We start from the raw sequence: 20,315 nt of genomic DNA, 5'->3' as shown, positions 1-20,315 counted from the left end.
CTCAGTCCCCGAGCCCGGTCGCGCCAGCGGGGGTGGCGGCCTGCCAGGCGGCCAGCAATTCATCCGCGTTGACGACGTCCGCGATCATGGCGATGGAGTTGGCCAGGACGGCTTGGGCGTACTCGGCGGGGAGACCTACGACCGCGTCGCGAACGACGACCACCTGGTAACCGAGGTCCAAGGCGGTGAGGGCGGCGCCGATGATGCCCAGGTTGAGCGATACACCGACGAGGACGACCGTTCGGGCACCGAGGTTGCGGATGATCTGGTCCAGCGACGTGGAGGTGAAGGGCGTCATGCCGTGAGACCTGGGAACCTCGATGTCCTCTGGCTGCACGTCGAGCTCGTCGACGAGGGCGACACCCGCTTGGTCTGTGTCGGTCGGGTTGTGGCCGGTATCGGCCCGCCGGCGCGCGCCAAGCGCGAAGATGCGGCAGTTGACCGTCTGCCCGGCACCGTCAGAGCGCTCGCGCATGGTGGCGTGGAGCACCCGCACGCCCGAGGCCCTGGCCCCGGCGCAGATCCGGCCAGCCACCTCGAGCAGGCCGGCCCGCCGGACGGCCGCCGGTAAGGCCGGGAGGATGGCGTCGTCGCCGACGATCCCCTTTTGCAGCTCTACCGTCAGGAGAACGGTGTGAGCCGGGTCTACCCGCTGGGCGAAGCGGACCTGGTCGCTTGACATGTCTGTCGGAAGCTAGCAGCGACCGGGGTGCGCCAGGAAGGCCTCCCGATGCGCAGGCAAACAGGTGGCGGAGCGGTATGGTAAAAACACCAGCGAGATTGCAAGCGCCGGGGGTGGAAGTGGGCCGTGGCAACAGTAAGTGTGTGTGAGCGGCTCGTACCGGCGAGACCTGGCGTCTGTTGGTCACGGGCGGGCGCCTGCTTGTCCCGGTAGCGAGGAGATCCGATGTCAAGGACCGACGGGTTCACCCCCGAAACCCGGATGTTGATCGACGGCAGCCTGGTAGGCGCAGCTTCCGGCAAGACCTTCGACAACATCAACCCGGCGACCGAGGAAGTCCTTGGCCCGGTGGCGGACGCATCGCGGGAGGACATGCAGCGGGCCATCGCAGCGGCCCGGCGGGCGTTCGAGGAGACCGACTGGTCGACCAACCGCGAGCTGCGCAAGCGATGCCTGGAGCAGTTGCAAGACGCGCTGGAGGCGGAGCGGGAGGAGCTGCGCGAGGAGTTGATCGCAGAGGTGGGCACTCCCAGGTCGGTCACCTACATGGCCCAGCTGGAAGGGCCCCTGGCTGACGCCTTCCGGTACCCGGCCAAGCTGATCGACGAGTTCCCCTGGGAGCGGTCGCTCAGCGACGGCGACGCCTTCGGGACCCACAGCGCCCGGGCCGTCTGGAAAGAGCCGCTGGGCGTGGTCGGTTCGATCGTCCCTTGGAACTACCCCTTCGAGGTGACCAGCAACAAGATTGCCCAAGTGCTGGCCACCGGCAACACGACCGTGCTCAAGCCGGCGCCCGACACCCCCTGGAACGCCACGCGCCTGGGCCGCCTCGTAGCCGAGAAGACCGACATGCCCGCCGGGGTCTTCAACGTCGTGACATCCTCGGATCACCTCGTGGGAGAGGAGCTGACCCTCTCGCCGCTGGTTGACATGATCTCGTTCACCGGATCGACGGTGACGGGCAAGCGGATCATGGAGAAGGGTGCCGCCACCCTCAAGCGGGTGTTCCTCGAGTTGGGCGGCAAGTCGGCCATGATCGTCTGCGACGACGCGGACTTCGCTTCGGTGGTACCGGCCGGCTCGTTCGTGTGCATGCACGCCGGCCAGGGGTGCGCCATGCAGACCCGGATGCTGCTGCCCCGCTCCCGCTACGACGAAGGCGTCGAGCTGATCACCCAGGCGATGGCGGCGGTGGCCTACGGCGACCCGCAGGACCCGGCCAACTTCTCCGGGCCGCTGATCAGCTCCAGGCAGCGGGATCGCGTCCTCGGTTACATCGCCAAGGGTCAGGAGGAGGGGGCCAAGCTGGTTCTCGGCGGGGGCCGGCCGGCGCACCTGCCGAAGGGGTACTACGTCGAGCCGACGCTCTTCGTGGACGTCGACAACTCCATGACCATCGCCCAGGAGGAGATCTTCGGGCCGGTGCTGTGCGTGATCCCCTACGAGGACGACGACGACGCCGTCCGCATCGCCAACGAGAGCGCGTTCGGTCTCTCCGGTGGCGTGTTCTCGGCGTCCGAGGAGCGGGCCACGGCCATCGCCCGGCGGGTTCGGACCGGCTCGATCGGGATCAACGGAGGCGTCTGGTACGGCGCCGACTCGCCCTACGGGGGCTACAAGACCAGCGGAATCGGCCGGCAAAACGGCCTCGAGGGATTCGAGCAGTATCTGGAGACCAAGGCCGTCGCCTGGCTCCGCCCCTGACCAGTCGACACGACAACGAAAAGACAGGAGAGCACCATGGCAGGTCGTTTGGAGGGAAAGGTCGCGTTCATCACGGGCGCGGCCCGCGGGCAGGGTAGAAGTCACGCCATCCGCCTGGCCCAGGAGGGGGCGGACATCATCGCGGTCGACATCTGCCGCCAGATCGAATCGAACCCTTACCCGCTGTCGTCGCCGGAGGACCTGGCCGAAACGGAGCGTGCGGTCAAGGAGCTGGGGCGGCGGATCGTGGCCCGCCAGGCCGACGTCCGCGAGCGTGACGAACTGCGCGACGCGCTGCAGGCCGGCATCACGGACCTCGGCCACGTCGACACCGTCGTCGCCAACGCCGGGATCCTGCCGATGGCGATGGGCGACCCCCAGACAATGGACTTCCAAGATGCCGTGGACGTCGACCTCACCGGTGTGATGAACACCGTGGCCGTTGCGCTGCCCCACCTCCCCGACGCGGCGTCCGTCGTGATCACCGGCTCGACCGCGGGGATGATGCCCAACACCACCGACAACCCGGCGATGGGGCCGGGAAGCGCCGGGTACGGCTGGTCGAAACGGATCCTGATCAGCTATACCGAGCAGCTCGCTCTTCACCTGGCCGGGCGCTTCATCCGGGTCAACTGCATCCACCCGACCAACTGCAACACCCACCTGCTGCACAACGACGGGCTCTACAGAGTGTTCCGCCCGGACCTGGAGCACCCGACGCGCGAGGACGCGGAGCCGGCGTTCACCACCTTCCAGGCGATGCCCATCCCCTACATAGAGCCGGTTGACATCTCCAACCTGGTGCTATTCCTGGCTTCGGACGAGTCGCGCTACATCACCGGCCAGCAGATCAGGGTGGACGCTGGATCGCTGCTCAAGTTCCCGGGCGGCCCGACCCAGTAGCACCCCACGAGCTCCCCCCGCAGCGGTTGCAGGAGGGGGTACCGGCGGGGAATCCCCCGGTACCCCCTCCCAACCCAGAGACTGGAATGTTGCCCCGCCCGCTACTCGCCAAGCTGTCCCAGTCGGCGGCTAGGCGCCGCCGCCCTCCTGAGGGACGAGGATGACCTTGCCGGTGCTGCGCCGCTCGGCTACGGCTTGCAGCCCGGCCGCTGCCTCCGTGAGGGGAAGCACGGCTGACACGTGGGGACGGAGGCCGGCCCCGACCATGGCCATCAACGCCGCGCTGCCGCGGCGGGCGGCTTCGGGCTCGTGCTCGGAGAAGGTCCGCATCTCGAAGCCTCGCACCGTGACCCCTTTGAGCAAGACCAGGTTCAGCGGGATGCGGGGAATCACGCCCGACGCGTACCCGACGGTCACGAACCGACCGCCCCAGCGCATAGCCCGCAGGGCAACTTCGGCGTAGGGCCCACCGACAGGATCGACGACCACTCCGGCGCCACCGCCGGTGATCTCCCGTATCCGGCTCTTCATGTCCTCCTCGTCATAGCGCACCGCAGCGTCGGCGCCGCGCTGCAGGCAGGCTGCGGCCTTGGTGTCACTGGAGACTGCCGCGATGGAACGACAGCCGATCTGTCGGGCGATGTCGATGGCCGCCATGCCGACACCCCCCGCCGCGCCGAGGACGACCACCCATTCCCCGGGCGACGCGCCGGCGACGCTTACGATCGAGTGGTACGCGGTCAGGTAGGTCACTTGCAGAGCGGCGGCGCTGATCAGGTCGACCCCAGCAGGGACTGGGACGAGCGATGAGGCGGCGACGGCGACCTGCTCGGCGAAGGCGCCGACCATTACCGTGGCCGACACCCGATCCCCCGGTGAAACCCCCTCCACGCCGGTCCCGACGCTGCGCACGGTGCCGGCCAGCTCGCTCCCCGGAATGAATGGCAGGGGCACCGATACCTGGTACCGGTCGGCCATGATCAAGACGTCTGGGAAATTGATTGCCGCGGCAGCGACGTCCACGACGACTTGACCTTCCCCGGCCACGGGGTCGGGCCGCTCTTCCAGGATCAAGGCAGTGGGGTCGCCATAGGCATGCAGCACAGCAGCCAGCATCTTCAATGTCCCTCCCGGCCGCTAACGTAACCGGCCTGTATGGCAGCGTATGACTTCACGCGCCGAGCCAGCTACGGCCCGGCGAGCCCGGCAGTCGGAGAGCGTGGGGCACGCACTCGCCGGCGCATCGTGGACGTCACCCTTCTTCTCTTCGAGGAGAAGGGGTTCCACGGCACCCTGGTCGACGACATCGCGTCCTCAGTGGGCATCTCGCGCGCCGCGCTCTACCAGTATTTCGGGAGCAAGGAGGAGATCTTCGTCGAGCTGCTCCGGGAGTGCGGCGCCGCGCTGCTGCGGGTCATACCCCGCCTGGGCCGTACCGGCCCTACTCCCGCTGGCTACGACAATCTCCACTGGTGGCTGGGGGAGTGGGCCTGGGTGTACGACAAGTACTCCACCATGTTTGTGCAGTGGTCCCACGTTGATTCGCCAAGGGCGCCGCTGCGACCGCTGATCGCCGATTTCAACAGCGAGTACACCCGGCGGATGACCGACCGCCTCGCCGAATGCCACGTCACGGGGTTGGATTTGGAGGACCTGGCCGCGGCCCTCCTGGCCACCGTGACCAGGGTTAACTACTACCGGACGGTAGCGGCCACAGGGGGCGTCGGAGACGGGCCGCTCCTGGACGCTCTGGCGACGGTCTTCCAGCTCGTCATGTATCCCTCCACCCCCGCGTCGGCGCTGGTGCACACGGGGGGCCCGTCGGAGCAACCTGCGCTTCGCTCACCACGGCCCCGTCGGGGCGGGCGTCCCGTCAGCCGCCGGCGCGCGATCACGGAACGGGGCAGCGCTGGTCGCCTGGAGGGATGCAGCCCGCAGGTGCGGGCCACGGTGGGGCGCCTGCTGGATGCCGGAGCGGAGACCCTCGCGGCCAACGGCTACCACCTGACGAGCGTGGACGACATCGTCCGGCAGGCTGGACTTGGACGGGGCACGTTCTACAAGTACTTCTCCGACAAGACCGATCTGCTCGGCGTGCTGGCCGAGGACGGGGCCCTCGCCCTCTCGCGTGGCCTGCGAGAGTTCGACGCCAGCGCCGCCGGCGGGCTCACCGGAGAGGACCTCCGATCCTGGTTGCGTCAGTTCGTCATCCTGCGCCGCCGCTACATGGGGGTTTTCCGGGCCTGGTCCGAAGGAGAGCCCGATGTCGACACCGTGCAGGTGCCAGGTCGGATCGCAAGGACCGTCCTGGTCGACGCCTTCGCCCGGGTCTTGACCGGTGCCGAACGCCGCCACCCGCTCGACGTCAAGGCCGGTTCCCTCATCGTGCTCTCGCTGCTCGAGCAGCTGCCCGGCCAGGTCGCCGACGCCCTCGGGGGCATGAGCGACGAGCGCCTGGTCGAGACGATGGCGGTGGTGATCGAGCGCGGCTTGCTGGGCAGGGGCCGCCGCGGGGCTCGACCGCGCAAAGCGCAAACCGCGTCCGGGACCGATGCCGGGTCCGCTCGTGCTGACAGGTGCCGACCAGAGCAGCTCTGATCGCAACCGGCCGCAAGGCTATGCTTCGAGCCGGGCATCTGACGGCAGTGTCACCGCAGGGTGCCGTACCCGCTCCGGCGCCAGGGGAGGAAGACACATGGACCTTGACTTCACCGACAGCGATCGCACCTTTCGCGACGAGGTCCGCACCTGGCTGGCGGAGCATGTGCCACGCGAGGGTCGCCCGACGCAGCGGGCCGCGATGCGAGCGTTCGACCTGGAGTGGCAACGCACCCAGTGGGACGGAGGGTGGGCCGGGATTTCCTGGCCCGAGGAGTACGGCGGGCGGGGTCTCAGCCTCACCGAGCAGCTGATCTGGTACGAGGAGTACGGACGCTACGACCTGCCGGACATCGACGCCCGCTTCGTCGGCATCAGCCATGCCGGTCCGACCCTGATGGCCCGCGCCTCGGACGAGCAGAAGGCCTACCACCTGCCGAGGATCCTCAAGGGTGAGGTCGTCTGGTGTCAGGGGTTCTCCGAGCCCGACGCCGGATCTGACCTCGCGTCCCTGCGCACCCGGGGCCACGTCGACGGTGACGAGATGGTCATCTCCGGTCAGAAGATCTGGACAAGCTACGCGGACATCGCTGACTGGCAGGAGCTGCTGGTGCGGACCGATCCTGATGTCCCCAAGCACAAGGGCATCACCTGGATCATCTGCGACATGCACTCTCCGGGTATCGAGATCCGTCCCCTCGAGACGATGGAGGGCGAGAGCGACTTCTGCGAGGTCTTCTACAACGACGTTCGATTGCCCCTCGCGAACGTGGTCGGCGAGATCGACGACGGGTGGGGGGTGGCCATGTCGACGCTCGCTTTCGAGCGGGGCACGGCCTTCACGCTGAGCCAGGTCCAGCTGTCGCGCATCGTGGAGGACCTGATCGACGAGGCCCGCGACCGGTCGGCCCCCGATGGCCGGCCGCTGATCCGCGACGAGGAGCTGGCCCGGCGCCTGGCCACGGCCCGGGCGGAGGTGGCGTCTCTGCGGGCCATGACCTATGCGGCCATCTCTCGCAGTCGCCGCCAAGGATCCCCCGGGCCCGAGGGCTCGATGCTAAAGCTCTTCTTCTCCGACGCCGCCCAACGGGTGTACCGCTTGGCGTTCGACATCGTCGGACAGGACGGTCTCGAGTACAGGTCGCGCTCGTCAGCAGGCGGATGGAGCGGCAAGTACCTGTATTCCTTCTCGCAGTCGATCGGCGGGGGGACCTCCGAGATTCAGCGAAACATCATCGGCGAGCGAGTGCTCGGCCTCCCGAGAGGATGACCCATGGACTTACTGCCCAGCGATGAACAACAGGAGATCGCCGCTGCGGCGGCGGCATTCCTGGCCAAGGAGCTCCCGATCGACGGTGTGCGAGCGCGTCGCCACGAGAAGCGGGCCGTCGACCCGGAGGTGTGGGCACGGTGCGCGAATCTCGGCTGGTTCGGTGTCGGCGTCGGAGAGGCCAACGGCGGCGTGGGATATGGCCTGGTCGAGGAGGCCATCCTCTTCCGGGAGATCGGGCGCGGCCTCGCACCCGGTCCCTTCCTGGCGACGAGCCTGGCCGTGCGAGCCGCGCTCCAGACGGGTCGGATCGACCTGGCCGGGGCGTTGATGGCCGGCGACTGCTTCGCCGCTCTCGGCCTGCCACGAGACCCTGACGCGGCGGTCGAGGATCCGCTCTATGGAGCGTTCGATCTGATCGACGACGAAGGGGCCTCGGTGCTGCTCGTCGCTGGACCCGGAGGCAGCGCCCTGGTGGACGTGAGCGCGCTCGGTCCGGTGAAGCGCCTGGTCGCGCTCGACCCGGCGAGCAGGCTCGGACGGATTGATCTCACGGGAGCGCCGGCCACGGTCCTGCCCCACGCCGATGCCGGAGCGCTGTTCGAGCGGGGCACCGTCTTGGCGGCCGCCATCCTTGCCGGCACCGCCGAGGCGGTGCGCGACCAGGCGGCCGAGCACGCCAGGACCCGAGTGCAGTTCGGGCGGCCGATCGGCGTCCACCAGGCGATCAAGCACCGCTGCGCCGAGATGGCGCTGCGGTGCGAGGCCGCTACGTCCCAGGTCTTCTTCGCCGCTGCTGCCATCGACGGGGACCGGGCCGACACCGGGTTCCAGGCGTCGTCGGCCAAGATCGTCGCCACCAACGCCGCGGTGGACAACGCCCGGGACAACATCCAGATCCACGGCGGTCAGGGTTACACCTTCGGCAACGACGCCAACTTGCACCTCAAGCACGCCCACGCAGTTGCTGCCACGATGGCTCCGTTGCGGTGGCACCTCGCCCACCTGCTCGACCTGGTTCCGGCCGAGTGAGCCGGACAACCGGCGGGCCCCCGCTTGGCGAATGCGGTTCTACCTTCAACGAGGCCTTGGAAACAGCTGCCGCGTTGCACGGCGACGCCGACGCCTACGTGGAGGGGGATGCCCACTTGAGCTTCCGGGGTTGGGCGGCGGCAGCAGACGCGGTGGCCGCCGAGATGGTGGATCGGGGGGTGCGCCCAGGCGACGTCGTGGCCCTCCACCTCCCGCCGTCGATCGACTACGCAGTCGCTGTCGCTGCCACCCTGCGCGCCGGCGCCGTGGCGACGGGCATCAACACCCGGCTCGGGCCGCGGGAGATCGCCGGCATCCTCGAGCAATGCCGTCCGGCGCTGGTCGTGAGGGAAGGCCCGTCGTCGAGCGCGAAGTCTGGCGTCGAGGGCGCTGCGCCGGCACCCTTCACGTCAGGGTCTGCGCCCAGCATGTGGCGCAGCGAACTGGACGCCGCAAGGCAGCGGCCAGGACTCGGATCGGCCGCCCCGGTCCGCAGGCCCGACGACCCGGCGGTGATCATCTGGACCAGCGGTACGACAGCCATGCCCAAGGGAGCCTGGTTCGACCACCGCAACCTCGAGGCGGCAGTCCACTCCGCGGGGGTGATGAGCGCCCCATACGATCGGCGGCTCGTTGGGACGCCCTTCGCTCACGCCGGCTACATGGCCAAACTCTGGGAGCAGCTCGCATGGGGCACGGCGATGGTGATCAGCCCGACGCCGTGGCGCGCAGGGGACATGCTCCGCCTCCTCTTGGAGGAGAAGATCACCGTCGCGGGAGGCGTCCCGACCCAGTGGGCCAAGTTGCTGGAAGAGCCCGGGCTGGAGCGTCTCGCGTTGTCGCGCTTGCGCGTTGCCCTGGTGGCCACCGCCCCCGCCACCCCCGACCTGGTCCGCCGCGTCGAAGCGGTCCTCGGTTGCCCCATGATCGTCCGCTATGCGATGACCGAGTCCCCGAGCATCACCGGCACCGAGCCCGGCGATCACCCGGAGGTGCTGCAGCGGACCGTCGGACGACCCCAGGCCGGTATGGAGGTCACCGTGGTGGGTGACGGGGGCGAGGTGCTCCCGGTCGGGACGACGGGGCGGGTGCGGGTCCGGGGCGCGTCGGTCATGCGCGGCTACTGGGCCGCGCCGGCCCTCACGGCCAGAGTCTTGGCTCCTGACGGCTGGCTCACCACCGGAGACCTCGGCTCGATCGGGACGGACGGCAACCTGGCCCTCGCCGGGCGAGCCGACGACCTCTACATTCGCGGGGGCTACAACGTCTACCCCACCGAGGTGGAGGCGGTCCTGTCGGAGCACGGAGGGATCGCGTCGGTGGCGGTCGTCGGCGCAGAGGCGCCTGTCATCGGGCAGATCGGGGTGGCCTTCGTCGTCCCGTCGGAACCGGACGACCCGCCCACCCCGGCGGAACTGCGAGCCTGGGTAGGCGCCCGCCTGGCCGACTACAAGGCTCCCGACGAGGTACGCATCGTCGACGAGCTTCCTCTCACCCCCATGGCCAAGGTGGACCGGCGTGCGCTGCGAACCCTGGCCGCGGCGCAGCGGTTACCTCGCGGAGCCGCTGGGCCGTCGGCCGCCCGGCCTGCGCCGCGGCTGTCTAACATCGCTGTCATGTCTTCCGACGGCCCGGCAGCGGGCGATCAGGCCGCGCAACTGCGCATCGAACCACTCGACGGCACGTCTGCGGTCACCGTCGTGACTCTCGACCGGCCGAAGCGCCGCAACACCATCGACGGCGACTCCGCGGCCCGCCTCACCCAGTGGCTCGAGGAGCTCAACACCGACCGCTCGGTGCGAGCGGTAGTCATCACCGGTAGCGGCCGGGACTACTGCACAGGAGCGGACGTCGCCGCCGCCGGGCCTCAGCCGAGCCCGCTCGACTACCGCTACGCGACCGAGCCGTTCCGCCGGCTGTTCAAGGCGCTCTGGGAGGTGGAGAAGCCTGTGGTGAGTGCGGTCAACGGCACCGTCGCCGGAGCGGGTTGGATGCTCGCGTTGCTGGGCGATCTGGTGGTCGCCGACCGGACCGCGCGCTGGACCCACGTGTTCTCCCGCCGGGGCATGGTGCCCCATGCCGGAGACCCGTACTTCCTGCCCCGCATCATCCCTTTTCATCGGCTCAACGAGCTGGCCCTGCTGAGTGATCCCGTCACGTCCGCGCAGCTGGCCGAATGGGGTGTGATCAACCGCTTGGTCGATGCCGAGGAAGTACTCCCAGTGGCGCTGGATCTGGCGCGCCGTCTCGCGGAGGGACCGACCCGCGCTCTGGGCCTGACCAAGCGGCTGTACCGGCGCTCACTCAGCTCTGACATGGCCACGTCGTTCGATGAGGAGCGGTCGGCGACCGCGCTCCTCTCCACCACAGCCGACCGGCGCGAGGGCATGCAGTCGTTCGTCGAGGGGCGCCCCCCCAGGTTCATCGGGGACTGAGGCCGGGTAGCTCTCAGGTGCTGTAGCGCTTGCGCAGGAGTGCCTTCTGCAGCTTGCCCAGGTCGTTGCGGGGCAACTTCTCGATGACTTCGAGCTGCTCAGGGATCTTTTGGGTGGCCATCCCGACGCGGCGGCAGTGGGCCGCGACCTCGGCGAGGGTCAGCCCCTCGCCGGGCGCCAGTTCGACCACTGCGCAGCACCGCTCGCCGGTGCGGGGGTCGGGCAGGCCGATGACTGCCACGCCGGCGACCGCCGGGTGGCCTGACAGGACGTCTTCCACCTCGCGTGCGCTGATGTTCTCGGCGTTGCGAATGATGATGTCCTTGCTGCGCCCGGTGATACGGACCATCCCGTCGGGGCGGCGGGTCCCGAGGTCCCCGGTGCGCAAGAATCCGTCCGCGTCGAAGGCGGCAGCGTCGAGGGCGGCGTCGACATAACCGAGGAACGACTGGGGTGCCCGGACCCGCAGCTCGCCTTCGTCGCCGTCTGGCACCGGACCATCGGGGCCTACGACCCTGAGCTCGACGCCGGGTACCGGCACGCCGACGGTGGTGTCGAGGTCCGTGTCGCTTGCGTCGAGCGGTGGGAAGGTCAGCGCTGGCGCCTCGGTGAGCCCCCAGCTCGAAGTGATCCCGATGCCTCCGAGAGTGGCCTTCACCTTCTGGTGCAAACCGGCGGGCAGGGGGGCGCCCCCATTGCAGCACATCCGCAGCCGAGGCAGCAGCGGCTCGGGAGCTTGCTCCTGCTGTGCGCTGAGGTAGGCGCCGTACATCGGGCCAGCAGCGGCCAGGACCGTCACGCCCATGTCCGCAGCCAGGCGGGGGCTGCGCTGGGGGTCAAACGCAGGGTCGAGGAGTGCTGAGCAGCCGGTGCGCAGCACGGTGGCGAGGATCATGACCCCGCCGATGTGGGTGATCGGTATCGGGACGTAGACCACGTCGTCATCCCCGAGCCCCCCGACCAGAACCATCCCGTTGGAGGCGGCCATGGCCGAGGCGTCGCTGTGGCGCACGCCCTTCGGGTCTGCAGTGGTCCCAGAGGTGTAGTACACCCAACGCTCCGGTCCCGTTCCTCGGAGGGGTGCCGGTGGCGGAGCAGGCAGCCCAGCTGGATCAGCTGAGGGAAGGTCATCGGGGTCGGTCCCGGCGCCGACCACGATCAGGCCGCAACCGGTGGAGCCGGCCACCTCGGCGCCCAACCGAGCGTGGTCGAAACCACGCCAGGTGGCCGGCACGACGAGAGTCGTCGCCCTCGCCTGGTCGACCATGAACGCCACCTCGCGGCGCAGGATCGGGATCACCGGGACCTGCACCACCCCGAGGCGGGCGAGGGCTGCGATCAGCACGGCGGCAGCGACCGTGGTGGGCAACTGCCAGGCCACCCGGCCGCCGGGGGCCACGCCAGAATCGAGCAGGCCGGCGGCGGCGTTTTCGGCTGCCGACCGGTAGCCGGCGAAGCTCAGCATCGCACCGTCCCTGTCGCGCAGCATCACCCTCTCGGGCGTCAGCTGCGCCCGGCGTTCGATCAGATCCCAGAAGGATCGTCCGGGATGGATTGCAGGCATCGGGACGGTGACCCTGCGGTGCTCAGCCACCCATCCGGAGGCCGGGTGCCCGGGTCCCGAACAGGTCGGTGGCGAAAATGGCCCCCAGCTTGGTCGCATCCCAGCGCTTCCCGCCGCTGGACAGGACGCGGTCCTCGGTCCATCCGCCCATGAGGAAGATCTTCTCGCCCATGGCCCGGATCACCTGGCCTGACACGTGGTCTGCCTCATCGCTGGCCAGCCACGCCACCACCGGCGATGACAGCGTCGGGTCCAACGGATCGAACTCGTCCTCGTCGCGCTCGTCTGCCTCGCGTGGTGCGGGAGCGCCGGGCATCGTGGCTGACAGGCGCGTCAGGCCTCCAGGGCCGATGACGTTGGCGGTGACCCCAATGCTGGCCAGTTCCAGGCTGAGGGTCAGAGTCATGCCGACGATGGCGGCTTTGGCCGTCGCGTAGTTGGTCTGACCGAAGTTGCCGAGCAGCCCGGCACCCGACGTGGTGTTGATGATCCGGCCGGCCACCTTCTCCCCGGAGGCCTTGGCCCGATCGCGCCAGTGCCGCGCCGCCGCCCTCGACGTCAGCCAGGTGCCCCGCACGTGGACCCGCATGACCAGGTCGAAGTCGTCGGCACCCATGTTCCACACCGCTCGGTCCCTCACGATCCCAGCGTTGTTGACGAGGATGTCGAGGCGACCGAAGCGATCGACGGCGCCTGTCACCATGGCGGTGGCCTGGTCCTCGTCGCCCACGTCGCCGTAGTCCGCCACCGCAGTGCCGCCCCGGGCGGTGATGATGTCCACCACGACATCGGCGTCGCGGCCATGGCCCTCCCCGCTCACCGACGATCCCAGGTCGTTGACGACCACAGTCGCGCCGTGGCGAGCCAGCTCCAGTGCGTGGCCGCGGCCGATGCCGTGGCCGGCGCCGGTGACGAGCGCGATCTTTCCTTCAAGCAGGCGTGACATTCGGTGGCCTCTCCCCGTGGGCGACTTGCGAACCACCATCTTACGCGCGTGTCACTTGAGCCTGACCGCTCGACGCCGATCAGGCGTCGAGGGCCACGTCGCCGTTGATGCTGGACCCCCCGTCGACGGGAATGAGGTCTCCGGTCACGTAGGCGGCCTCGTCCGACGACAGCCACAGGGCTGCGTAGGCGACATCGTTGGGGGTGCCCATGCGCGTCAGGCGGCCGCCTGTCGCCTTTCCGACCCCCACCCCGGAGTCTCCCCGACCGCTCTGCACCCGGCCGACGACAAGGCAGTTGCACCGGATCGAGTCGGCGGCGCCCTCGACGGCCAGCACGCGCGTCAGGCTGTTCATCCCTCCCTTGGCGGCCGCGTAGGCGCCAAAGCCGGTGAACCCGGCCAGGGACTGGCCGGAGGAGATGTTGAGGATCGAGGCTCCGTCGGCGGCCGCCAGATGGGGCCATGCGTGCTTGGAGGCCCAGAAGACGTTGCCGGTGAGCGCCCCCACCATGATCCGGTTCCAGTCCTCGGTGGAGTACTGGTGGACTGGAATGACCGTCGTGGCGACGACGTCGGTGGGTGCCGCGTTGTTGATCAGCGTTGTGAGCGACCCGAATCTTTCGACGGTCGCCGCGATGACCTCCTCGACGCTGCCCTCGTCGGTCACGTCGAGCCGGAAGAACGCCGCAGTGCCTCCGGCCTCCGTGATCCGGCTCACCACCTTGTGGCCCTTCTCTTCGGTGCGTCCCGTCACCGCTACCGCCGCGCCCTCGGCCGCGAACATCTCGGCGATTGATCGCCCGATGCCACGGGTCGAGCCCGAGACCAACGCCACCTTGCCTGCCAACCGTGCGGCCACCTCGTGTCTCCCCCCTGCGTGTCTGACGGTAGCGTCACACGACGCAACGTTCCCCTGGAGCATATGTTGTTAGCGACCGGCAGGCTATTCTGACGTTTCGTTCTGGTCGCGCTACGCGCCGAGTTGGGAGCTCATGTCCTTCGAATATGTGGTTGAACGAGGCAAGATCCGTGAGTTCGCGGCTGCCATGCAGACGGCCAATCCGGCTTACGACGGCGAGGATGCCGTCGCACCTCCGACCTTCCTGGCGTCCGTCGCGCTGTGGACTCCCGAAGGGACCCGGCCCGACGCCGGTTTTGACCGCAAGCGGCTGCTCCACGGTGAGCAGGAGTACGTGTTCCACGGTCCCCTGCCGCGCGCGGGGGATCATCTGCAGGTGGAGTTCCGCATCGGTCGCCGGTACGAGAAGGAGGGTCGGCGGGGAGGGACCATGCGCTTCGCCGTTTTGGTCACGGAATTCCGGGACGCAGAGGGCAACCTTGTAGCCGAGCAGCGTTCCACCGTCGTCGAGACGGCCCAAGCACCGAAGGAGGATGCATGACCGTCGCAGTCGGTGACAGCCCGAAGGCGGCCACGTTTGGTCCCTTGACCCGGGAGATGTTCGTCCGGTATGCCGGCGCATCCGGGGACTTCAACCCGATCCACTACGACGACGGCTTTGCTCGCTCTGCTGGGTTTCCCTCGGTGTTCTCCCAGGGCATGCACCAGGCCGCCCTCCTTGCCGGCTTCGCCGCGGACTGGCTCGGCGCCGACAGGGTCCGCCGTTTCGCGGTGCGCTTCCGCGAGCAGGTGTGGCCCGACGACGTGCTGACCTGCACCGGTAAGGTCGTCTCCGTGGAGGCCGGTAGCCAGGGCACTATCGCCACCGTGGAGTTGCTGTGCACTCGCCAGACCGGTGGCGTGGCCATCGCCGGATCCGCGGAGTTTCTCGTCGATGAGTGACGGCGGCCGCCGCGTCGCTGTGGTCGGCGCGGCTCTCTCAGATGTCGGACGAGTGGATCACTCGTCGCCCTACGCTCTCCTGGCTCAGGCGTCGCGCCGGGCGTTGGCGGATTCCGGCCTCGCGCCGGCCGACGTAGACGGTTTCGGCTCGACCGGCCTGGGCACCATGCCCCCGGTCGAGGTGGCGGAGTACCTGGGCCTCGCCCCTCGATGGGTCGACTCCACGACCGTCGGCGGATCATCGTGGGAGGTAATGGCGGCGCATGCCGTCGACGCCATAGCGGCGGGCCACGCAGATGTCATCATCTTGGCCTACGGCTCCACGGCTCGGGCCGACCTGCGGGCCGGCCTGCGTTCCGCCAACCTGGACTGGGGCTCGCGCGGACCCCTCCAGTGGGAGGCCCCCTACGGCCACACGCTCATCTCCAAGTACGCGATGGCCGCTCGGCGGCACATGCACGAGTACGGCACCACGCTCGAGCAGATGGCGGAGATCGCCGTTTCGGCCCGCTACAACGCCGGGCCCAACCCCGAGGCCTACTACCGGGATCCGATCACCGTCGACGAGGTCCTGTCGGGCCCGATGATCGCCGATCCCTTCACCAAGCTGCAGTGCTGTATCCGCTCCGACGGCGGCGCCGCGATCGTCCTCGCCGCAGCCGATCGGGTGCCCGACACGGCCCAGACCCCGGTCTGGGTGCTCGGGAGCGGGGAGCACACGTCGCACATGTCCATGAGCCAGTGGCCCGACTTCACCACCGGCCCGGCCGCAGTGTCGGGCCGGTTGGCTTTCGAGCGGGCCGGCCTGACGCCGGCGGATGTCGACGTGGCGGAGCTGTACGACGCGTTCACCTACATGCTGCTCATCACCCTCGAGGATCTCGGTTTCTGTGCCAAGGGCGACGGCGGCCCGTTCGCAGCGAGCGGGGCGTTGCGCCTGGACGGTGAGCTGCCCACCAACACCGACGGCGGGGGGCTGTCGGCTTGCCACCCCGGCCAGAGGGGACTGTTCCTGCTTGTCGAGGCGACCAGGCAGTTGCGAGGCGAGTGCGGGGACCGGCAGGTACCTGATGCCCGCATCGCCTGCGTCAGCGGCACCGGCGGGTGGTTCTGCTCGAGCGGGACGATGCTGCTCGGGGTGTGAGTCGGGCTCGGCGGGCGACCGGCGTCCGCCGGGAGGGGGCACGGCTGCCCGCCGCGGCGCCGGCTCTCGGAGCTACGCAGCCGGGGTGAAAACCGGAATGGTGATCTCCGGCGTGGCCTCTTCGTAGGCCACCGTGAGCGCCATGCCGACCCGCAGTTCCTCCGGAGGGCACCCGACCACGTTGGTCATCACGCGGGGCCCTTCCTCGAGGTCGACGACCGCCGCCACGTACGGCAGGCGGCTCGAGAACGGCGGTGCGTCGTTGACGAACACCGTGGACCACGTGTAGAGCGTGGCGCGCCCGCTGGCCTGTTCCCACTCGACCTCCTCGCTCCAGCACGAGGGGCAGAACGGGCGCGGGTAGTGGTGCGCGGCCCCGCACGAGCGGCACCGGACGATGAGGAACCTCCCGCCCCTGACCGCATCCCAGAAAGGGCGCGTGTCGTCGTCGATCGTCGGCAGGTCGCGGCGGGCAGCGTCGGGCACGGTGTCGAGCGTAGCGTCGGGGCGCTGCTGGCGGCGACACTCCTGTCAGATCGCTGCCCGGGGCTCCGGCGCCGCCGACCAGGCGCCATTATGCATATGATGGAGCGGTAAGAGCCGCGGCTCAGGTGGGAGGAGGAAGGATGCGACACGCGCCTTACAAGGAGGCCCGGCAGGCCCTGGCGGCCCGCTGGCGGAGCGAGGGGTGGCAGGCGGAGCAGACCGTGGCCGCGGCCCTCGACGCCGGCGCGGAGCGCCACCCGACCGCCAGGCTGGTGTTCGGCTCGCGGACCCGCCCCGCCACGCTGACCACCCGCGACGTGCAGGAGCAGGGTCGGCGCTTGGCCGCGGTGCTGGCCCGGAGGGGCCTGCGGCCTGGGGATACGCTGGTCATGCAGCTGCCCAACTGGGCCGAGTGGGCCGTCGGCTGGTACGCGTCGATGTACGCCGGATTGGTCGTGGCGCCGGTCGTTCACATCTACGGCGCGGCCGAGCTGGGCTACATCGTCCGGGACTGCGGCGCCCGGGCGCTCATAACGCCCGACACCTGGCGCTCTTACGATTACCTGGAGCGGATCGCAGCGATGGGGCCCTGCCCGGCGCTGGATCTGGTGGTAGCCGTTGGAGAGCGGGCGGTCCCCGGCGGAGTGGTCTGGGACGACCTGGTGCACGAGGAGGCGGCGCCGAGCGGGCCCGCGCCGCGGCGCCCCGACGACCCCTGCCTCCTCCTATACACATCGGGGACGACAGCCGATCCGAAGGGCGTCGTACACACCAGCAACTCTTTCCTGGCGGAGATCCAGACCATGGCCAATGAGCTCACGAGGGACGCCTCGACAGTGTTCCTAAACGGCGGGCCGGCCGGTCACATCACCGGGGCGTTGACCAACACCCGTCCTTTCCTCGACGGCAGCACAGCAGTTTCGATGGACGCGTGGAACCCTGAGGACGCCGTGGACCTCTCGCTGCGCTACGGGGTCACCGCATCGGTCGGGGCACCGGTGTTCCTCAACACCATGCTGGATGTGGCCGAGGCGAAGGGTGTCACCCTCGGCCTCCGCGAGTTCATGCTCGGGGCTGCCAGCGTGCCGCCCAGCGCGGTGGCGCGCGCTGACCAGGCCGGAATGCCCGGCTACCGCTGCTACGGGTCGACGGAGCACCCCACGATCAGCACCGGGCACCCGGGCGATCCGTTCGAGGTGAGGGCGTTCACCGACGGCAGTGTCATCGCCGGCACCGAGGTCCGCATCGTCGACGAGAACGGCCGAGTCCTCCCCGCCGGGAGGGACGGTGACATCCTCTCTATCGGTCCCGACCAATTCTCCGGGTACCTCACCGACGAGCTCAATGCCGATGCGTTCACGCCCGATGGCTGGTTCCGCACCGGCGACATCGGCCACCTGGATCAGCTCGGCAACCTGACCATCACAGACCGGCGCAAGGACGTGATCATCCGGGGCGGCGAGAACCTGTCCTCCAAGGAAATCGAGGATGCACTGGCCCGCCACCCGTTCATCGCCGAGGCGGCGGTCGTCGCCGCGCCGGATGATCGATTGGGCGAGACGGCGTGCGCCTTCATCGTCCCTCGGCCCGGTGAGACCGTCGATCTTCGATCGATCGGGTCGTGGTTCGCCGAGCTCGGCGTCGCTCGGCAAAAGACCCCGGAGCGACTGGTGATCGTCGACGACCTGCCCCGGACGCCGTCAGGCAAGATCCGTAAGGTTGAGCTGCGGGCGCGGCTCTCCTCCCCGGATGGGTGCAGCTCCGAATCGGTGTCTGGGACGGGGCGGTGATGTTCGACCTGCGGTCCAAAACCGCCGTCGTCACTGGCGGCGGGCGCGGTATCGGCCGGGGCATCGCCCGGGCCCTGGCCCAGGCCGGAGCCGACGTGGTCGTCAGCGGCAGGTCGCTGCCTCCGCTCGAGGACGCCGTGAAGGAACTGGAGGCGATAGGTGTGCGGGCCCTTATGGTGCCGGCCGATATCACCTCTCGCGCCGATCTCGACGCGCTCGTGGCCGCCGCGCTGGCCTTCGGCGGAGGCTCCATCGAGGTATGGGTCAACAACGCTGGCAGCGCATCGTCGTCCGATGTCGGTCCGCTGATCGACATGACCGAGGCCCAGTGGGACGCGGTGGTCGACACCAACCTCAAGTGGACCTTTTTCGCGGCCCAGGCCGCGGCCAGGGTCATGGCAAGGGGCGGCTCGATCATCAACATCTCGTCTCGCAGCGGATCGCAGCCGAACCCGATGACCGGCCAGTACGGTGCGGCCAAGGCCGGCGTCGAGAACCTGACCGCCACCATGGCCGTGGAGTGGGGTCACCGGGGGATTCGGGTCAACGCCGTCGCCCCTGGCGTCGTGCTCACCGAGACCCACGCGGCCGGGGCCGGGTCGATGTCGTCCCCGGCTCGCCGGCGCCGGCAGGTCGAGACCATCCCGCTTCAGCGGCTGGGGACCGTCGACGATATCGGCCCCCTGTGCGTGTACCTGGCGTCCGACGAGGCATCGTGGACCACCGGGAGCGTGATCCAAGTGACAGGCGGCAGCCGCATCCCGGTGGGGCTTCTGTCCTACCTGCACCGAGTGGCACCGCAGGAGGAGGGAACCGCATGAACTTCGAATGGACCGCCGAGGAGCAGGCCTTTCGGGAGGCGGTGCGCGACGCGATAGCCCGCTACGGCTCGCCGGAGTGGGGACCCAGGGACTTCGAGCTGACCACCCCGGAGCTGGCGGAGACGTGCCGCGCCTTCTGCCGGGCATTGGCCAAGGAGGGCCTCCTGACGCCCAACTGGCCCAAGGAGTACGGCGGGCGCGACGCCTCCCCGTGGGAGCAACTGATCCTCAGCGAGGAGATGCACGGGGCGTTCGAGCCCAGAGGACCGCAGTACATGAACGTCAACTGGATCGGACCGGCGATCATGGCTTACGGCACCCCGCGGCAGAAAGAGTTGCACCTGCCCTTGATCGCCAATGGGGACGTCTTTTGGTGCCAGGGGTTCTCCGAACCCGACGCGGGAAGCGACCTGTCGGCGATGCGGACCGCGGCGGTGCGCGACGGCGACACCTATGTCGTCAACGGGCAGAAGATTTGGACGTCCTACGCCCACGCCGCCGACTACTGCTTCCTCCTGGCCCGCACCGACCCGACGGCGGAGGCCCGCCGGGGCATCTCCGCCCTGCTGGTCCCGATGGACAGCGCCGGCATAGAGGTCCGTACCATCCCCAACATCGCGGGCGCCCACGTGATCCACGAGGTGTTCTTTCGCGACGTCCATGTCGACGCCTCCTGCTTGCTCGGAGCGGAGAACGACGGCTGGGCGCTGGTGCTCAACTCTTTGGCCAACGAACGGATCGGCATTGCCCGCTTCGAACGCTCGGCCAGGGCCCTCGACGCCGCGGTGGCCAACGCTCGCCAGGCCGGGCGACCGTTCGGACCGTGCGAGAAGGAGTTGGCAGGGCGGGCCCTCGCTTACAACGAGGTGGCCCGGGTGCTCAACTACGCCGCAGTCCAGGAGAGGATCTCGGCAGGGGAGGGGCCGCGTCCGGCCGCCTCCATCTCGCGCGTCGCTACGGTGACCGCCATTCGCCGCACCGCCGAAACCTCCTTGGAGCTGCTCGGACAGCCGGCGCTGGTCGACCCGGAGGCCGACGAGCAACTGGCTACGGCGACGACGGTGGCCATCGCCGCCGGAAGCTACGAGATGCAGTTGAACAACGTGGCCCGGCTGTCGCTCAACCTCCCGAAGGGATGA

18 protein-coding genes are annotated in these 20,315 nt (G+C 69.2%); 12 read left to right on the top strand and 6 right to left on the bottom strand.

Annotated features, from left to right (window positions below; genetic code table 11):
* Position 1 precedes the first annotated feature (1 nt).
* Complete coding sequence (locus K6U06_RS03715) at positions 2-682, bottom strand: cysteine hydrolase (RefSeq protein ID WP_262320553.1); 681 nt, start codon at positions 680-682, stop codon at positions 2-4.
* Between the two features lie 225 nt (positions 683-907).
* Between K6U06_RS03715 and K6U06_RS03710 the strand changes: the two genes are divergently transcribed.
* Together K6U06_RS03710 and K6U06_RS03705 are read left to right on the top strand one after the other, a co-directional pair.
* Positions 908-2,386: an aldehyde dehydrogenase family protein gene (locus K6U06_RS03710; protein ID WP_262320552.1), complete on the top strand. Its 1,479-nt coding sequence runs from the start codon at positions 908-910 to the stop codon at positions 2,384-2,386.
* A 36-nt stretch (positions 2,387-2,422) separates the two neighbouring features.
* Positions 2,423-3,289: a mycofactocin-coupled SDR family oxidoreductase gene (locus K6U06_RS03705; RefSeq protein WP_262320551.1), complete on the top strand. Its 867-nt coding sequence runs from the start codon at positions 2,423-2,425 to the stop codon at positions 3,287-3,289.
* Positions 3,290-3,418: 129 nt separating this feature from the next.
* Here the strand turns inward: K6U06_RS03705 and K6U06_RS03700 are convergent, their stop codons facing one another.
* The gene (locus K6U06_RS03700) at positions 3,419-4,405 is read right to left on the bottom strand and encodes an NADPH:quinone oxidoreductase family protein (RefSeq protein WP_262320550.1); all 987 of its coding nucleotides are present in this window, start codon (positions 4,403-4,405) and stop codon (positions 3,419-3,421) included.
* 129 nt (positions 4,406-4,534) lie between these two features.
* On the opposite strand from K6U06_RS03700, the gene K6U06_RS03695 reads away from it, so the two are divergent.
* The 4 genes from K6U06_RS03695 to K6U06_RS03680 all read left to right on the top strand — a co-directional run bounded on the left by K6U06_RS03695 (position 4,535) and on the right by K6U06_RS03680 (position 10,624).
* Entirely contained in the window at positions 4,535-5,887 is a 1,353-nt protein-coding gene (locus tag K6U06_RS03695) for a TetR/AcrR family transcriptional regulator (RefSeq protein ID WP_262320549.1), read from the top strand.
* A 97-nt stretch (positions 5,888-5,984) separates the two neighbouring features.
* Positions 5,985-7,157 carry an acyl-CoA dehydrogenase family protein gene (locus tag K6U06_RS03690; protein WP_262320548.1) on the top strand — a complete coding sequence of 391 codons (1,173 nt, stop codon included), beginning with the start codon at positions 5,985-5,987 and terminating at the stop codon, positions 7,155-7,157.
* A 3-nt stretch (positions 7,158-7,160) separates the two neighbouring features.
* Complete coding sequence (locus K6U06_RS03685; protein ID WP_262320547.1) at positions 7,161-8,189, top strand: acyl-CoA dehydrogenase family protein; 1,029 nt, start codon at positions 7,161-7,163, stop codon at positions 8,187-8,189.
* Positions 8,190-8,245: 56 nt separating this feature from the next.
* Positions 8,246-10,624 carry an AMP-binding protein gene (locus K6U06_RS03680; protein WP_262320546.1) on the top strand — a complete coding sequence of 793 codons (2,379 nt, stop codon included), beginning with the start codon at positions 8,246-8,248 and terminating at the stop codon, positions 10,622-10,624.
* A 13-nt stretch (positions 10,625-10,637) separates the two neighbouring features.
* On the opposite strand, the gene K6U06_RS03675 is transcribed toward K6U06_RS03680, so the two are convergent.
* The 3 genes from K6U06_RS03675 to K6U06_RS03665 form a co-directional block, all read right to left on the bottom strand.
* A complete protein-coding gene (locus K6U06_RS03675; RefSeq protein WP_262320545.1) occupies positions 10,638-12,188 on the bottom strand; it encodes a class I adenylate-forming enzyme family protein in 1,551 nt (516 codons plus the stop codon).
* Positions 12,189-12,210: 22 nt separating this feature from the next.
* The gene (locus K6U06_RS03670; RefSeq protein WP_262320544.1) at positions 12,211-13,134 is read right to left on the bottom strand and encodes an SDR family NAD(P)-dependent oxidoreductase; all 924 of its coding nucleotides are present in this window, start codon (positions 13,132-13,134) and stop codon (positions 12,211-12,213) included.
* 79 nt (positions 13,135-13,213) lie between these two features.
* The gene (locus tag K6U06_RS03665; protein WP_262320543.1) at positions 13,214-13,993 is read right to left on the bottom strand and encodes an SDR family NAD(P)-dependent oxidoreductase; all 780 of its coding nucleotides are present in this window, start codon (positions 13,991-13,993) and stop codon (positions 13,214-13,216) included.
* A 133-nt stretch (positions 13,994-14,126) separates the two neighbouring features.
* Here K6U06_RS03665 and K6U06_RS03660 point away from each other — a divergent pair, with 133 nt between their 5' ends.
* The 3 genes from K6U06_RS03660 to K6U06_RS03650 are packed head-to-tail and all read left to right on the top strand — an operon-like array spanning position 14,127 to position 16,079.
* Positions 14,127-14,534, top strand: a complete 408-nt coding sequence (locus K6U06_RS03660; protein ID WP_262320542.1) for a MaoC family dehydratase N-terminal domain-containing protein — start codon at positions 14,127-14,129, stop codon at positions 14,532-14,534.
* Entirely contained in the window at positions 14,531-14,935 is a 405-nt protein-coding gene (locus K6U06_RS03655) for a MaoC/PaaZ C-terminal domain-containing protein (protein WP_262320541.1), read from the top strand. Before K6U06_RS03660 ends, K6U06_RS03655 begins: the two co-directional genes overlap by 4 nt.
* Positions 14,928-16,079 (top strand): acetyl-CoA acetyltransferase, encoded by a 1,152-nt coding sequence (locus K6U06_RS03650; protein ID WP_262320540.1) that lies wholly within the window; start codon positions 14,928-14,930, stop codon positions 16,077-16,079. Before K6U06_RS03655 ends, K6U06_RS03650 begins: the two co-directional genes overlap by 8 nt.
* A gap of 72 nt (positions 16,080-16,151) precedes the next feature.
* On the opposite strand, the gene K6U06_RS03645 is transcribed toward K6U06_RS03650, so the two are convergent.
* Positions 16,152-16,565: a Zn-ribbon domain-containing OB-fold protein gene (locus K6U06_RS03645; RefSeq protein WP_262320539.1), complete on the bottom strand. Its 414-nt coding sequence runs from the start codon at positions 16,563-16,565 to the stop codon at positions 16,152-16,154.
* Positions 16,566-16,705: 140 nt separating this feature from the next.
* On the opposite strand from K6U06_RS03645, the gene K6U06_RS03640 reads away from it, so the two are divergent.
* Genes K6U06_RS03640 through K6U06_RS03630 form a run of 3 tightly spaced genes read left to right on the top strand, consistent with a single transcriptional unit; the run spans position 16,706 to position 20,315 of the window.
* A complete protein-coding gene (locus K6U06_RS03640) occupies positions 16,706-18,355 on the top strand; it encodes an AMP-binding protein (RefSeq protein ID WP_262320538.1) in 1,650 nt (549 codons plus the stop codon).
* Positions 18,319-19,176: an SDR family NAD(P)-dependent oxidoreductase gene (locus tag K6U06_RS03635; RefSeq protein ID WP_262320537.1), complete on the top strand. Its 858-nt coding sequence runs from the start codon at positions 18,319-18,321 to the stop codon at positions 19,174-19,176. Before K6U06_RS03640 ends, K6U06_RS03635 begins: the two co-directional genes overlap by 37 nt.
* Positions 19,173-20,315: an acyl-CoA dehydrogenase family protein gene (locus K6U06_RS03630; protein WP_262320536.1), complete on the top strand. Its 1,143-nt coding sequence runs from the start codon at positions 19,173-19,175 to the stop codon at positions 20,313-20,315. Before K6U06_RS03635 ends, K6U06_RS03630 begins: the two co-directional genes overlap by 4 nt.

Source organism: Acidiferrimicrobium sp. IK (assembly GCF_025499425.1).
Classification (GTDB): Bacteria; Actinomycetota; Acidimicrobiia; order Acidimicrobiales; family Palsa-688; genus Acidiferrimicrobium.
Note: the sequence above shows the minus strand (reverse complement) of the source record. Positions and strands in the feature narration are given on the sequence as shown.

What these genes read in the sequence shown, in the direction of transcription:
- K6U06_RS03655 (WP_262320541.1), top strand. Translation starts at nt 14,531, where the DNA reads ATGACCGTCGCAGTCGGTGACAGCCCGAAGGCGGCCACGTTTGGTCCC.
- K6U06_RS03640 (WP_262320538.1), top strand. Translation starts at nt 16,706, where the DNA reads ATGCGACACGCGCCTTACAAGGAGGCCCGGCAGGCCCTGGCGGCCCGC.
- K6U06_RS03705 (WP_262320551.1), top strand. Translation starts at nt 2,423, where the DNA reads ATGGCAGGTCGTTTGGAGGGAAAGGTCGCGTTCATCACGGGCGCGGCC.
- K6U06_RS03650 (WP_262320540.1), top strand. Translation starts at nt 14,928, where the DNA reads ATGAGTGACGGCGGCCGCCGCGTCGCTGTGGTCGGCGCGGCTCTCTCA.
- K6U06_RS03660 (WP_262320542.1), top strand. Translation starts at nt 14,127, where the DNA reads ATGTCCTTCGAATATGTGGTTGAACGAGGCAAGATCCGTGAGTTCGCG.
- K6U06_RS03630 (WP_262320536.1), top strand. Translation starts at nt 19,173, where the DNA reads ATGAACTTCGAATGGACCGCCGAGGAGCAGGCCTTTCGGGAGGCGGTG.
- K6U06_RS03715 (WP_262320553.1), bottom strand. Translation starts at nt 682, where the DNA reads ATGTCAAGCGACCAGGTCCGCTTCGCCCAGCGGGTAGACCCGGCTCAC.
- K6U06_RS03710 (WP_262320552.1), top strand. Translation starts at nt 908, where the DNA reads ATGTCAAGGACCGACGGGTTCACCCCCGAAACCCGGATGTTGATCGAC.
- K6U06_RS03670 (WP_262320544.1), bottom strand. Translation starts at nt 13,134, where the DNA reads ATGTCACGCCTGCTTGAAGGAAAGATCGCGCTCGTCACCGGCGCCGGC.
- K6U06_RS03675 (WP_262320545.1), bottom strand. Translation starts at nt 12,188, where the DNA reads ATGCCTGCAATCCATCCCGGACGATCCTTCTGGGATCTGATCGAACGC.
- K6U06_RS03700 (WP_262320550.1), bottom strand. Translation starts at nt 4,405, where the DNA reads ATGCTGGCTGCTGTGCTGCATGCCTATGGCGACCCCACTGCCTTGATC.
- K6U06_RS03685 (WP_262320547.1), top strand. Translation starts at nt 7,161, where the DNA reads ATGGACTTACTGCCCAGCGATGAACAACAGGAGATCGCCGCTGCGGCG.
- K6U06_RS03690 (WP_262320548.1), top strand. Translation starts at nt 5,985, where the DNA reads ATGGACCTTGACTTCACCGACAGCGATCGCACCTTTCGCGACGAGGTC.